The 12,187-nt window shown below is 60.0% G+C and carries 12 protein-coding genes; 3 read left to right on the plus strand and 9 right to left on the minus strand.

Annotated elements, in window-relative coordinates; genetic code table 11:
• Positions 1 to 20: 20 nt before the first annotated feature.
• From ubiB to ubiE, 3 genes are read right to left on the minus strand one after another with little or no spacing between them, the layout of a single operon-like run.
• The gene (gene ubiB, locus QZR30_RS10875) at positions 21 to 1,625 is read right to left on the minus strand and encodes a ubiquinone biosynthesis regulatory protein kinase UbiB (protein ID WP_046070539.1); all 1,605 of its coding nucleotides are present in this window, start codon (positions 1,623 to 1,625) and stop codon (positions 21 to 23) included.
• Positions 1,622 to 2,245, minus strand: a complete 624-nt coding sequence (locus QZR30_RS10880) for a ubiquinone biosynthesis accessory factor UbiJ (protein WP_046070540.1) — start codon at positions 2,243 to 2,245, stop codon at positions 1,622 to 1,624. Before QZR30_RS10880 ends, ubiB begins: the two co-directional genes overlap by 4 nt.
• The gene (ubiE, locus tag QZR30_RS10885; protein ID WP_003171186.1) at positions 2,245 to 3,015 is read right to left on the minus strand and encodes a bifunctional demethylmenaquinone methyltransferase/2-methoxy-6-polyprenyl-1,4-benzoquinol methylase UbiE; all 771 of its coding nucleotides are present in this window, start codon (positions 3,013 to 3,015) and stop codon (positions 2,245 to 2,247) included. The genes QZR30_RS10880 and ubiE overlap by 1 nt, the downstream gene beginning before the upstream one ends.
• 145 nt (positions 3,016 to 3,160) lie before the next feature.
• On the opposite strand from ubiE, the gene QZR30_RS10890 reads away from it, so the two are divergent.
• From QZR30_RS10890 to QZR30_RS10900, 3 genes are all read left to right on the plus strand, one after another.
• Positions 3,161 to 3,436: a polyhydroxyalkanoic acid system family protein gene (locus QZR30_RS10890; RefSeq protein WP_046070541.1), complete on the plus strand. Its 276-nt coding sequence runs from the start codon at positions 3,161 to 3,163 to the stop codon at positions 3,434 to 3,436.
• Between the two features lie 104 nt (positions 3,437 to 3,540).
• Complete coding sequence (locus QZR30_RS10895; protein ID WP_059397526.1) at positions 3,541 to 3,963, plus strand: phasin family protein; 423 nt, start codon at positions 3,541 to 3,543, stop codon at positions 3,961 to 3,963.
• Positions 3,964 to 3,975: 12 nt separating this feature from the next.
• Positions 3,976 to 4,899 carry a phasin family protein gene (locus QZR30_RS10900; protein ID WP_311903292.1) on the plus strand — a complete coding sequence of 308 codons (924 nt, stop codon included), beginning with the start codon at positions 3,976 to 3,978 and terminating at the stop codon, positions 4,897 to 4,899.
• 74 nt (positions 4,900 to 4,973) lie between these two features.
• On the opposite strand, the gene QZR30_RS10905 is transcribed toward QZR30_RS10900, so the two are convergent.
• The 6 genes from QZR30_RS10905 to hslU form a co-directional block, all read right to left on the minus strand.
• The gene (locus QZR30_RS10905) at positions 4,974 to 5,594 is read right to left on the minus strand and encodes a TetR/AcrR family transcriptional regulator (RefSeq protein WP_046070544.1); all 621 of its coding nucleotides are present in this window, start codon (positions 5,592 to 5,594) and stop codon (positions 4,974 to 4,976) included.
• A 27-nt stretch (positions 5,595 to 5,621) separates the two neighbouring features.
• Positions 5,622 to 7,304, minus strand: a complete 1,683-nt coding sequence (phaC, locus tag QZR30_RS10910) for a class II poly(R)-hydroxyalkanoic acid synthase (protein ID WP_311903293.1) — start codon at positions 7,302 to 7,304, stop codon at positions 5,622 to 5,624.
• Positions 7,305 to 7,394: 90 nt separating this feature from the next.
• Entirely contained in the window at positions 7,395 to 8,240 is an 846-nt protein-coding gene (gene phaZ, locus QZR30_RS10915; RefSeq protein ID WP_056847159.1) for a poly(3-hydroxyalkanoate) depolymerase, read from the minus strand.
• Between the two features lie 149 nt (positions 8,241 to 8,389).
• The gene (gene phaC, locus QZR30_RS10920; protein ID WP_056847158.1) at positions 8,390 to 10,069 is read right to left on the minus strand and encodes a class II poly(R)-hydroxyalkanoic acid synthase; all 1,680 of its coding nucleotides are present in this window, start codon (positions 10,067 to 10,069) and stop codon (positions 8,390 to 8,392) included.
• A gap of 249 nt (positions 10,070 to 10,318) precedes the next feature.
• The gene (locus tag QZR30_RS10925) at positions 10,319 to 10,696 is read right to left on the minus strand and encodes a gamma-butyrobetaine hydroxylase-like domain-containing protein (protein ID WP_057023513.1); all 378 of its coding nucleotides are present in this window, start codon (positions 10,694 to 10,696) and stop codon (positions 10,319 to 10,321) included.
• A 149-nt stretch (positions 10,697 to 10,845) separates the two neighbouring features.
• On the minus strand, positions 10,846 to 12,183 hold the full coding sequence (gene hslU, locus QZR30_RS10930; protein ID WP_003171208.1) for an ATP-dependent protease ATPase subunit HslU: 1,338 nt from the start codon (positions 12,181 to 12,183) through the stop codon (positions 10,846 to 10,848).
• Between the last annotated feature and the right edge of the window lie 4 nt (positions 12,184 to 12,187).

The following is a 12,187-nucleotide window of genomic DNA, read 5'->3' on the forward strand; positions in this document are numbered from 1 at the left end:
ACAGTGTATAACCGGATTGGCTATCGACGCACGATCAGATAAACGCCCACGGCTACCATGATACCGGCCGGCCAGTGGCCCAGTTGGTTCAATGGACCGCCAATTGCCAGCATCGCGCCGCCCACAAGGTGCGCGGCGCCCAGCAGGCGCAGGAACCAGTCGTCTTTGCGTTTGCGCCACGGCGGCTCGGGGTCTTTGGCATGGGGCTGGGACATACGCTCGAGCAGGTCGCGGGTCATGTTGGCCAGGTGCGGTAGCTGTTCGAACTGGCTGTGCAGGTTGCCCAGCATGGTCTTCGGGCTCATCCGCTCGCGCATCCAGCGTTCAAGGAACGGCTGTGCGGTGTTCCACAGGTCGAGGTCCGGGTACAGCTGGCGGCCCAGCCCCTCGATGTTCAGCAAGGTCTTCTGCAACAGCACCAGCTGCGGCTGCACTTCCATATTGAAGCGCCGCGCGGTCTGGAACAGGCGCATCAGCACCTGGCCAAAGGAAATATCCTTTAACGGTTTTTCAAAGATCGGCTCGCATACCGTGCGGATCGCCGCTTCGAATTCATTGAGCTTGGTTTCCGCCGGCACCCAGCCCGAATCAATGTGCAACTGCGCCACGCGCCGGTAATCGCGCTTGAAGAAGGCAAACAGGTTGCGCGCCAGGTAATCCTGGTCTTCCGGGGTCAGGCTGCCGACGATGCCGCAGTCGATCGCGATGTACTGCGGGCTCCACGGGTTGACGGTGCTGACGAAGATGTTGCCCGGGTGCATGTCGGCGTGAAAGAAGCTGTCGCGGAATACCTGGGTGAAGAAGATCTCCACACCGCGCTCGGCGAGCATCTTCATGTCGGTGCGCTGGTCGGCCAGGGTAGCGAGGTCGGTAACCTGCACGCCGTAGATGCGCTCCATCACCAGCACTTTCGGCCGGCACCAGTCCCAATACACTTGCGGCACGTACAGCAGTTGCGAGCCTTCAAAGTTACGCCGCAGTTGACTGGCGTTGGCCGCTTCGCGCAAAAGGTCGAGTTCGTCGTAGATGGTTTTTTCGTAGTCGGCGACCACATCCACCGGGTGCAGCAGGCGTGCGTCGGCGGAGAAGCGTTCGGCGGCGCGGGCGAGGATGAACAGCCACGCCAGGTCCTGGCCGATGATCGGCTTGAGGCCTGGGCGAATCACCTTCACCACCACTTCTTCGCCGGTTTTGAGCTGCGCGGCGTGCACTTGTGCGACCGAAGCCGAGGCCAGGGGCTCGACGTCGAAGCGGCTGAACACTTCGCTGATCTTCTTGCCCAGCTGTGCTTCGATCAGCGCCATGGACTGCTGCGAATCGAACGGCGGCACGCGGTCTTGCAGCAGCATCAGCTCGTCGGCGATATCTTCGGGCAGCAGGTCGCGGCGGGTCGAGAGGATCTGCCCGAACTTGATAAAGATCGGCCCCAGGTCCTGCAGCGCCAGGCGCAGGCGTGCACCACGGCTCAGCTCCAGCTGCTTGCGCGGCAACCAGCGCCACGGCAGCACGTAACGCACCGCCAGCAAGAACCACGGCAGGGGCAGGGCAAACAGCAGGTCATCGAGGCGGTAGCGGATAACGACGCGCTGGATACGAAACAAACGGCGGACGGCGAGCAGCTTCATGCGTTATCGCTTGGATCAAGGGAGCGGCTCAGGCGTTCGAAGCGGGCCTCGAGGCGTTCCAGGTCGATTTTGGCCTTGTCGAGCTCACGAAAGCGCGCTTGCGCTTCCCGTTGCCCGACCAGGGTGCGCGATTCTTCGCTCAGGTATTCGGCGAGGTTCTGGTTGAGGCTGGCGAACCCTTGCTGGTACCAGCGCGTGCGGCTGCGCAGGTGCCCGCTGATCAGTTGGGTGGCCACGGGGCCGATCCAGCGCGACAGTTCGTATTCCCAGTCCAGCTCCAGGTCTTGCAGCACAGCGGCCAAGTCCATCAGCACCGCACTGTCGCCTTCCAGCTCCACCTCGGGGCTGTGGAGGATGGCGGTCTTGTTGCGGCTCAAAGCCAGGTGCAACAGGCTGGAGGCCGGTGCACGCAAGGTGCAGTCAGCTTCGGCGGCCCATTGGGTGGCGAGAAGCAGGCCTTCATCGCTGGGCAGGATAAATAGCTGCATGGCGGGGCTGCGGCAGTCGACGGCAATGACTTTGCCGTTCAAGTGCGCGAGCCGCGCCAGGGCGGTGCTGTCCAGGCGCAGCACACGGTTAAGGCCGTGTTCAACGCTGGCGAGAAGGCCTTGAAGCAACATCAGGGCTTGATGCCGCGGTGCAGGGCGACGATGCCCGAGGTCATGTTGTGGTAGGTCACGCGGTCGAAACCGGCTTCCACCATCATCGACTTCAGGGTCTCCTGGTCTGGGTGCATGCGGATCGACTCGGCCAGGTAGCGGTAGCTCTCGGCGTCGTTGGTGATCAACTTGCCCATCAGCGGCATGAAGGCGAACGAGTAGGTGTCGTAGACCTTGGACATCAGCGCGTTGGTCGGCTTGGAGAATTCCAGCACCAACAGGCGACCGCCCGGCTTGAGGACGCGCAGCATCGAGCGGATCGCGTCTTCTTTATGGGTGACGTTGCGCAGGCCGAAGGCGATGGTCACGCAGTCGAAATGATTGTCGGGGAACGGCAGCTTTTCAGCGTCGGCCTGGACGAATTCGATATTGCCGGCCACACCTTTGTCCAGCAGGCGATCGCGGCCGACCTTGAGCATCGAACCGTTGATATCGGCCAACACCACCTGGCCGGTGGGGCCAACCAGCTTGGAGAACTTGGCCGCCAGGTCACCCGTACCCCCGGCGATGTCCAGCACGCGGTTGCCGGTGCGTACGCCCGACAGCTCGATGGTGAAGCGCTTCCACAGGCGGTGCATGCCGCCGGAGAGCACGTCGTTCATCAGGTCGTACTTGGCCGCCACGGAGTGGAACACCTCAGCGACTTTTTCCGCTTTCTGGCTTTCCGGGACGTTCTTGAAGCCGAAGTGAGTGGTGGGTTCGGCATCGCTGCCTTTGCGCTGATCAGTCATATCGCTGTCACCAAAAGAGAATGCGGGACATGATAATCCCCAAGGCCTGCTTTGTCTTGGCAAGGCTGCAGGTAAGATAGGCGCTCACCGAGACCTTTTGCCGCATGGCGGGTGTTCTGAGTCGTTATAAAGAGGAGTCATTGCAATGGCCCGTATTACCGTTGAACGTGAACATTCCCTGGGAAAAGAACAGGCGCGGGCAAAGGCCGAGCAATTGGCGCGCAAACTCGAGGATAAATATGGCGTGGAGTCCTCATGGTCTGGCGATACCCTCAAGCTCACGCGCTCCGGGGTCAAAGGCACGGTGGCAGTGGCCGATGATTCATTGCGTATCGATGTGGAACTGGGCCTGTTGATGTCGGCCATGAGCGGTACGATCAAGTCCGAAATCGAGAAAGCCCTGGATAAAGCCCTGGCCTGAGCCTGAGGTTCTTAGGGTGCCGATTCTAATTTTAAACCCTACTTTGTGCCCAAGCCCTCAACTCCTGCGGGCGGTCCTCCCCCCTATTTTGTGTGAGGTGCACCATGGCCAAAGTTATTTTGCAGAAAAAAATCGACGTTCAGGCCACTACCCTGAGTGAGGTTAAAAGCTATGCCCGTAAGATTTGGCTGGCAGGTCTTGGTGCCTATGCCAAGGTTGGCAGCGAGGGCGGCGAGTACTTCAAGGAGCTGGTTAAGAGTGGTCAACGTGTTGAAAGTAAAGGTAAAAAAGTTGTAGTTGAACAACTTGATGCTGCCAACAGTCAGATTGACCAAGTAAGGAGTAATGTCTCCAGCGTCAAAGGCCGGGTTGAAGTTCAACTGGATAAAGTTGAAAAAGCTTTTGATACTCGTGTCGGCAGTGCCTTGAATCGGATCGGCATTGCGTCTAAACATGACGTGGAGACACTCTCTGCTAAGCTCGAAGAGCTGACGGCATTGCTCGAACGTGTCGCGCGTAAACACTAAGGAGACATCGGGATGGCTGTTAAAAAGACTACTCAGAAAGAAGGCAGCTCGTGGGTCGGGAAAGTTGAAGAATATTCCCGCAAAATCTGGCTCGCTGGTTTAGGCGTGTACTCGAAGATCGACAGTGACGGCAGCAAACTCTTCGAGACCTTGGTTAAAGACGGCGAGAAGGCCGAGAAGTTGACCAAGAGCACAGTGGGTAAAAAAGTGGACGCTGCCAAGGCCAGTGCGGGTTCCGCCAAGTCGAGCATTTCGGATACGTGGGGCAAGTTGGAAGAGACTTTCGACAAGCGCCTCAACAGTGCTATTTCGCGACTGGGCGTGCCGAGCAAGGCTGAGTTGAAAACGCTGCACAGCAAGGTCGATACCCTGACCAAGCAAATCGAAAAACTGACGGGCGCCAAAGTGGCTCCAGCGAAGACGGCGGCGGCCAAGCCTGCTGCAAAACCTGCGGTTAAAACAGCTGCTGCAAAGCCCGCTGTTAAAACGGTTGCCAAGCCTCTGGCTAAAGCTGCAGCCAAACCTGCGGCCAAGGCTCCAGCCAAAGCCGCCGCCAAGCCAGCCGCTAAAACAGCTGCCGCCAAACCGGCCACCAAGCCTGCCACCAAGCCAGTGGCCGCTAAAGCCGCCGCGAAACCTGCGGCTAAACCGGCTGCCAAGGCCGCTGCAAAGCCTGCCGCGAAACCTGCGACTGCTAAATCTGCTGCCAAGCCATCCGCTGCGAAACCAGCAGCCAAACCAGCAGCAGCCAAGCCGGCCGCTAAACCCGCGGCCGCCGCCAGCAAGAAGCCAGCGGCAGCAAAAAAACCAGCAGCACCAAAACCTGCCGCTGCGGCATCAACCGCTTCGACAGCCAACTCGGTGTCCGCACCGGCCCCTGCTGTTGCGACCCCGACTGCTACCTCGGCAACCCCGCCGACATCCAGTCAGTCCTGATCTTTCAGGACAAAAAAATGCCCGACCTGCAGAGGTCGGGCTTTTTTTATGGCGGGCTTATCAATACCCCAGGTTCACTCCGTGGTATCCAGGTACTTGAGTGCAAACCGCTCTGTCGCCTGCCGCGCCGTCGGCAGCAAATGCGGGGCCACCAGCATCATGACCTGGTAGACCACCACCTGCACCTCGCCCTCACGGTCGAGAATCCGCTGGTAATCCAGGGAAAACAGCAGGGTGAGGGTGATCTGCTCCACCAGTTGCCCCAACGCCTGGGTGCCGCTGACCAACTGCCCTGAGGCTTTCAAGCGCGCAAGCAAAGAGGCCAGTGTGCGTTTAAGCGCGGTGAGCAGGTGGCGAATCCCCTTGGCCAGCTTCGGCAAGCGCCCGGCCAGGTTCGACAGGTCCTGGAACAGAAACCGATAGTGCGCCATGCGCTCGACTATCAGGTGCAGGAACAGCCAGTAATCCTCGGCCTCCAGTTGCGCGTCGGCGGGAGGGTCGAGCAAAGGCGCCAACTCGCCTTGAAAGCGCTCGAACAGCCCGAGCACCAGCGGCTCCTTGCCGTGGAAGTGGTAGTAGAGGTTGCCGGGGCTGATCCCCATTTCATTGGCCACCTCCATGGTCGACACGTTCGGCTCACCCTTCTGGTTGAACAGCTGCAGGGCACATTCAAGGATACGGTCGCGGGTCTTCATCCAGTCTTCTTAATCTGATCGTTGAGCTCAGCGCACCCGCACGTAAGTGCCTGGGGCTGCTTCCATCGGTGGATAATTCTGGTTGCCCAGGGCGGTGAGGGTTTCGCGCGGTACACCGGAGCGCTCCTGTGCCCACGCCAGCCACTGCGGCCACCAACTGCCTTCGACGTGCTGGGCGTCGTAGTACCAGGCGCGAGGGTCGCTGCTCAGCTTGAGGTTTTCGACGTAGTTGGCCTTGGGGTTGCCCGGCGGGTTGAGGATGCTCTGGATATGCCCGCTGTTGGACAGTACAAAGCGCCGCTCGCCGCCCAGCAACTGGGTTGAGCGATACACCGCGTCCCAGGGCGTGATGTGGTCGTTGATCCCGGCCACGCTGAAACTGTCCACGGTGACTTTGCGTAGGTCGATGGGAGTGCCACACACCTCCAGCCCGCCGGGATGGCTCAGCGGGTTGTGCTTGAAGAAGTCCAGCAGATCGCCGTGCAAGGCGGCAGGCAGGCGTGTGTTGTCGTTGTTCCAGTACAGGATGTCGAAGGCCGGCGGCTCCTTGCCCAACAGGTAATTGTTGATCCAGTAGCTCCAGATCAGGTCGTTGGGGCGCATCCAGGCAAACACCTTGGCCATGTCACGGCCGTCCAGCACGCCTTGCTGGTAGGAGCGGCGCTTGGCGGCTTCCAGGGTCTGTTCATCGGCAAACAAGGTCGCGGGGCTGTCGATCTGGCTGTCCAACAGGCTCACCAGGTAGCTGGCGCTGGAGATGCGCCGCAACTGGCGCTTGGCTTGCAGGTGGCCTTGCAGGGCAGCGATGGTCAGGCCACCGGCGCAGGCGCCCATCAGGTTGACCTCGCGGGCGCCGCTGATCGCCCGGCAGACGTTGAGCGCTTCTTCAAGCGCTGTCACGTAGGTGGAGAGACCCCATTCGCGATGACGCACATCCGGGTTGCGCCAACTGACCATGAACGTCTGCAGCCCGTTTTTCAGGGCGTATTGCACAAAACTGTTGGCCGGGCTCAGGTCGAAGATGTAGTACTTGTTGATTTGCGGCGGCACCACCAGCAGCGGCTTGGCGTACTGTTTTTCGCTCATGGGCTTGTACTGGATCAACTCCAGCAGCTCGTTGCGAAACACCACCGAGCCGGGCGTGGTCGCCACTGTCTTGCCCACTTCGAAGGCATGCTTGCTGACTTGGCGCGGCAGGCCATTGTTGTGCAACAGGTCTTCGAACAGGTTGCTCACGCCGCGCACCACGCTGTTGCCACCGGAATTGAGCAGTTCCTTGATCGCCAGCGGGTTAAGCAGGGTGTTGGAGGGGGAGACTGCATCGTTGAGCAGGGAAAAGGCGAAATGTGCGCGGGCACGGTCATCGGCGCTCAGGGTGCTGTCATCGATCCAGTGCCGTGTCTGTTTCTGCCAACTCAGATAGGCCTGTAAGCTGCGCCGGTATAGCGGGTTGAGCGTCCAGGTGGGATCGATAAAGCGCGCGTCCCTGGGGTTGGGTTCCTGCACGGTTTCGCCCAGCAGCACGCGGCCCAATTGACCGCCTAGCGCCAAGACATGGCGGGCGGTATGTACGGGGTTACGCAAACCATGGGCAGCCACGCTGCGCAGGGTCGACAGCAGATCGCGTCCCCTGAGGCCGGTGATCGCGTTTTGCGCGTTGATGAACGCAGCAGGGATGGGCGCCGGGGTCGTCACGGGTCTTTCTCGCATGATTCAACACTCCTTGGTCAAGTCATCAAGCAGGCACGCCAATCCAGAACCATAGCTGGTTCCTGGCAAGTTGCGCGGTGGTGTGGTCCTTCACACCGCCGGTCGCGGATGTATCACAGCGCGCAGGCGCTCCTCCTCGAGAAATTTCATGATGATCGGTGCCACGGCTTCGGCCCGCGTGATCAGGAACAGGTGGCCGTCATCGATAATGTGCAACTGCGCATTCGGGATGCGCCAGGCCAGCATGCGCATGTTGATCAGCGGGATCAGCGGATCATCGTCCCCGGCCAGCACCAGGGTGGGCTGGCGGATCTTGTGCAGCCAATGAATGCTGGTCCAGCCCACCCCGGCGAACAGTTGCCAGTAGTAACCCAGCTTGCCGGCCGAGCGCACTTTGCTCGCATGTTCGGCGGCCAGGTTCGAATCGCGGCGGAACGAGCCGCCATAAATCATCGGCGCGATACGCACCACATGGGAGGGTTGGATATAACGCCGGGGGCTGGCCATCAGCCACAGCACTTTGGGTTTGCCCGGCACCATAAAGGCGCCGGCTGCCGTGGCCGCCAGGATCAGCTTCTTGCAGCGTTCCGGATAGTCATAGGCAAACTGCTGCGCCAGTGCGCCGCCCCAGGACACACCCACGGCGTTCACCTGGCCGTAGTCCAGGTAATCGAGCATGCGTGCGGTAAGTTTGGCCAGGCCCGGAAAGCGGTAGGGCCGGTTCGGCGTCGATGAGCCGCCGACACCGGGCACGTCGAAGGCGATCACTTCCAGGTCCGGGTCCAGGGCCTGGACGAACGGGAACACCAGCTCAAGGTTGGCGCCGATGCCGTTGAAGATCAGCAGCGGCGTCAAGTGCGGTTTGCCCGGGCGTACCGCCGTACGGATGGTCTGGCCATCCAGGTCGATGGTACGGAAGATGAACGATTGCGGCATGCTCAAGCCCTGTGAAGTGTTACAGGAGGAATACAGTCAAAATGTGGGAGGGGGCTTGCTCCCGATGGCGGTGTGTCATTGAGCACAACTGACACTGATCCATCCCTATCGGGAGCAAGCCCCCTACCACATTTGGATCTCATTCCAATCTACCGCTCATGTACATAGGTACCTGGCGCCGCTTCGGCTGCGGCATAGATTTTATTTCCTAATGTCGCCGGTGCTTTCTTCAACTTGCCCGCTCGCTGCGCCTGCCACACCTGCCAATGCAGCCACCACGAATCGGTGTGCTTGGTGGCGTTCTCCTGCCACTCCAGCGCGCTGCCCGACAAACCCTCGCTGGTCTGGTAGCGCGCCTTGGGGTTGCCCGGTGGGTTGAGGATGCTCTGGATATGCCCGCTGCTGGACAGCACAAACTCGACCTGGCCGCCAAACAACTGCGCCGACTTGTAGCAGGACTGCCACGGCGTGATGTGATCATTGGTGCCCGCCAGTGCGTAGACATCGGCGGTGACCTGCTTGAGGTCGATGGGCGTGCCGCACACCTCCAGCGCGTTGGCGCGTACCAGTGGGTTGTTCTTGAACAGTTCGATCAGGTCGCCATGGAATGCAGCTGGCAAGCGCGTGGTGTCGTTGTTCCAGAACAGGATGTCGAACACCGGCGGCTCGTTGCCCAGCAGGTAATTATTGACCCAGTAGTTCCAGATCAGGTCGTTGGGGCGCATCCAGGCGAACACCTTGGCCATATCGCGGCCTTCCAGCACACCGGCCTGGTACGAATGGCGCTTGGCTGCTTCGAGGGTCTGCTCGTCGACAAACAGCGCCACCTGGGTGTCCAGGGTGGTGTCCAGTACGCTCACCAGCAGGGTCAGGGCGTTGACCTTCTTCTCGCCCAGCGCCGCGTAGTGGCCCAGCAGTGCTGTGCAGGTGATGCCTCCGGAACAGGCCGCGAGCATATTCACGTCCTTACTGCCGGTAATCGCCGTGACCACATCGACCGCTTCCTTGAGCGCCTCGATATAAGTCGACAGGCCCCACTCGCGCTGGGCCTTGGTGGGGTTGCGCCAGCTGACGATAAACGTCTGCTGCCCATTGCGCAGGCAGAAGCGCGCCAGGCTCTTATCCGGGCACAGGTCGAATATGTAGAACTTGTTGATCTGCGGCGGCACCACCAGCAGTGGGCGCTCGTGTACTTGCTCGGTGGTGGGCTTGTACTGGATAAGCTCCAGCACGTCGTTGCGAAACACCACCGCGCCTTCGCTGGTGCCCAACGTCTTGCCGACTTCAAAGGCACCCATGTTGACTTGGCTCGGCATGCCGCCGTTATGCACCATGTCCTTGGCCAGGTGGGACAAACCGTCGAGCAGGCTTTTACCGCCGGTTTCAAAGAAACGCTTGACCGCTGCCGGGTTGGCCGCGCTGTTGGTGGGGGCCATGGCTTCGGTCATCAGGTTGATCACGAAGTGGCCGCGGCTGATGTCCTGTGCCGACAGGCTGCTGTCGTCGATCCAGTCGTGGAGTTCCTTGCGCCACGCCAGGTAAGTCTGCAAGTAGCGTTTGTAGAGCGGGTTCTGGCTCCAGGCCGGGTCGTTGAAGCGACGGTCGTCGCCCTCGGGCGCCAGGGGGGATTTGCCGAACATCACATTCTTCAATTCGACGCCAAAGTGGGCGACGTGCTTGACGCTGTGCAACGGTTGCTTGATGGCTTGGGTCAGCACCATCCTGGCCGAGGCCAATAGATCCTTTTTGCGTAACGCGATGATCGGGTTCAGCCCCAGGGTGTTTTCCGAGGCCTGGCGTTTCAAGTCATCGTTATTCTTGTTACTCATCTACGACGCTCCGTTGTCCGAAAGACGAGTACCGGCGATTGCTGCGCACCCAATTTCGATACACGACACCAGCCTGGTACTGCGACCCGGGTGACCGTTGATACCGCATCGTCAAATGCAGGGAACTTGCCAGTTCCATTGGTTACCCGAGTTTATTTTTTTTCGCAAGCGGGCCGATCATTGGCCTCGCGACAGGGCATTCAAGCAGATGAAATTAGAAAATGCCCTCTAAAGAGCAAGACGCCTGGGCTAGAGCATCAGCCGCACGACCGACTGGTTCGGGTCGCGGGTTTTTCCGGCCGCTTTGAGCTCGGCCAGGTAGTCGCTCCACAGTGCGTCCTGACGTACGGCCAGTTGGTAGAGGTAGTCCCAGGTGAACAGCCCGCTGTCATGGCCGTCGTCGAAGGTCAATTTCAGTGCGTACTGGCCGGCCGGTTCGACCTTGTTCAACCTGACGTTGAGCTTGCCGAATTGCAGGATGGGCTTGCCGTGTCCCTGCACCTCGGCGGAAGGCGAGTGCACCCGCAGGAATTCGGCGGGCAGATGATAAACCTCGTCTGGGCTGTAAGTGAGGCCGAGGGTGTTGGAGGTTTTGTGCAGGTTTACAGCAGTAGGAAACTTGGCCATATGAGGTACTCCTGAATAAACCGGCTTAAAAATGTGGGAGGGGGCTTGCTCCCGATGACGGTGTGTCAGTCAGCTCATCTGATACTGAAACACCGCCATCGGGAGCAAGCCCCCTCCCACATTTGAAGCAAAGCAGTTCTGTGTGAGGCTTACAGGATATAACGAGACAAGTCTTCGTTCTGCGCCAATTCGCCCAGGTGGCTGTTGACGTAGTCGGCATCGATTTTGATCGCTTCGCCATTCTGCGCACCGGCCATGTCACCAGCACTGAACGATACTTCCTCAAGCAGGCGCTCAAGCAAGGTATGCAGGCGGCGGGCACCAATGTTCTCGGTCTTCTCGTTGACCTGCCAGGCGATTTCCGCCAAACGCTTGATGCCGTCGGCCTGGAACTCGATACCCAGGCCCTCGGTTTTCAGCAGCTCACGGTATTGCTCGGTGAGCGATGCGTGAGGCTCGCTGAGGATGCGCTCGAAGTCGCCTGGGGTCAGCGCCTTGAGTTCCACGCGAATCGGCAGGCGGCCTTGCAGCTCGGGCACCAGGTCGCTTGGCTTGCTCAGGTGGAAGGCGCCGGAGGCGATAAACAGGATGTGGTCGGTCTTGACCATGCCCAGCTTGGTGTTGACTGTGCATCCCTCGATCAGCGGCAGCAGATCGCGCTGCACGCCTTCACGGGAGACATCGACGCCGCCGGAGTTACCGCGCTTGGCCACCTTATCGATCTCATCGATAAACACGATGCCATGCTGCTCGACAGCTTCCAATGCCTTGGCCTTGAGTTCTTCCTCATTGACCAGACGCCCGGCTTCTTCGTCGCGCACCAGCTTGAGCGCTTCCTTGACCTTGAGCTTGCGGCTCTTCTTCTTGCCCTTGCCCATGTTGGCGAACAGGTTCTGCAACTGGCTGGTCATTTCTTCCATGCCCGGCGGAGCGGAAATATCCACACCGGACACTTCGGCCACTTCAATCTCGATTTCCTTGTCATCCAGCTGGCCTTCACGCAGGCGCTTGCGGAACAGCTGACGGGTGTTGGAATCCGAGGACGGTGCGGCGTCTTCGTTGAAACCCATGCGTGCCGGTGGCAGCAGGGCATCGAGGATACGTTCTTCAGCGGCGTCTTCTGCGCGGTGGCTGACCTTGGTCACTTCCTGTTCGCGCAGCATTTTCAGGGCAGCGTCGGCCAAGTCACGAATGATCGACTCGACGTCGCGGCCCACATAGCCGACTTCGGTAAATTTGGTCGCTTCCACCTTGATGAACGGCGCATTGGCCAACTTGGCCAGGCGTCGGGCGATTTCGGTTTTACCGACACCGGTCGGGCCGATCATCAGGATGTTCTTGGGCGTTACTTCAACGCGCAGTTCTTCCGGCAGTTGCATGCGGCGCCAGCGGTTACGCAGGGCGATGGCAACGGCGCGCTTGGCATCGTCCTGGCCGATGATATGGCGATTGAGTTCATGGACGATTTCGCGGGGAGTCATGGACATAGTT

This window comes from Pseudomonas sp. rhizo25 (assembly GCF_031931935.1).
Taxonomy (GTDB): Bacteria; Pseudomonadota; Gammaproteobacteria; order Pseudomonadales; family Pseudomonadaceae; genus Aquipseudomonas; species Aquipseudomonas synxantha.

Excerpts from the sequence above, each read along its gene's own strand:
- ubiB (WP_046070539.1), bottom strand. The coding sequence starts at position 1,625 with ATGAAGCTGCTCGCCGTCCGCCGTTTGTTTCGTATCCAGCGCGTCGTT.
- QZR30_RS10880 (WP_046070540.1), bottom strand. The coding sequence starts at position 2,245 with ATGTTGCTTCAAGGCCTTCTCGCCAGCGTTGAACACGGCCTTAACCGT.
- ubiE (WP_003171186.1), bottom strand. The coding sequence starts at position 3,015 with ATGACTGATCAGCGCAAAGGCAGCGATGCCGAACCCACCACTCACTTC.
- QZR30_RS10890 (WP_046070541.1), top strand. The coding sequence starts at position 3,161 with ATGGCCCGTATTACCGTTGAACGTGAACATTCCCTGGGAAAAGAACAG.
- QZR30_RS10895 (WP_059397526.1), top strand. The coding sequence starts at position 3,541 with ATGGCCAAAGTTATTTTGCAGAAAAAAATCGACGTTCAGGCCACTACC.
- QZR30_RS10900 (WP_311903292.1), top strand. The coding sequence starts at position 3,976 with ATGGCTGTTAAAAAGACTACTCAGAAAGAAGGCAGCTCGTGGGTCGGG.
- QZR30_RS10905 (WP_046070544.1), bottom strand. The coding sequence starts at position 5,594 with ATGAAGACCCGCGACCGTATCCTTGAATGTGCCCTGCAGCTGTTCAAC.
- phaC (WP_311903293.1), bottom strand. The coding sequence starts at position 7,304 with ATGCGAGAAAGACCCGTGACGACCCCGGCGCCCATCCCTGCTGCGTTC.
- phaZ (WP_056847159.1), bottom strand. The coding sequence starts at position 8,240 with ATGCCGCAATCGTTCATCTTCCGTACCATCGACCTGGATGGCCAGACC.
- phaC (WP_056847158.1), bottom strand. The coding sequence starts at position 10,069 with ATGAGTAACAAGAATAACGATGACTTGAAACGCCAGGCCTCGGAAAAC.
- QZR30_RS10925 (WP_057023513.1), bottom strand. The coding sequence starts at position 10,696 with ATGGCCAAGTTTCCTACTGCTGTAAACCTGCACAAAACCTCCAACACC.
- hslU (WP_003171208.1), bottom strand. The coding sequence starts at position 12,183 with ATGTCCATGACTCCCCGCGAAATCGTCCATGAACTCAATCGCCATATC.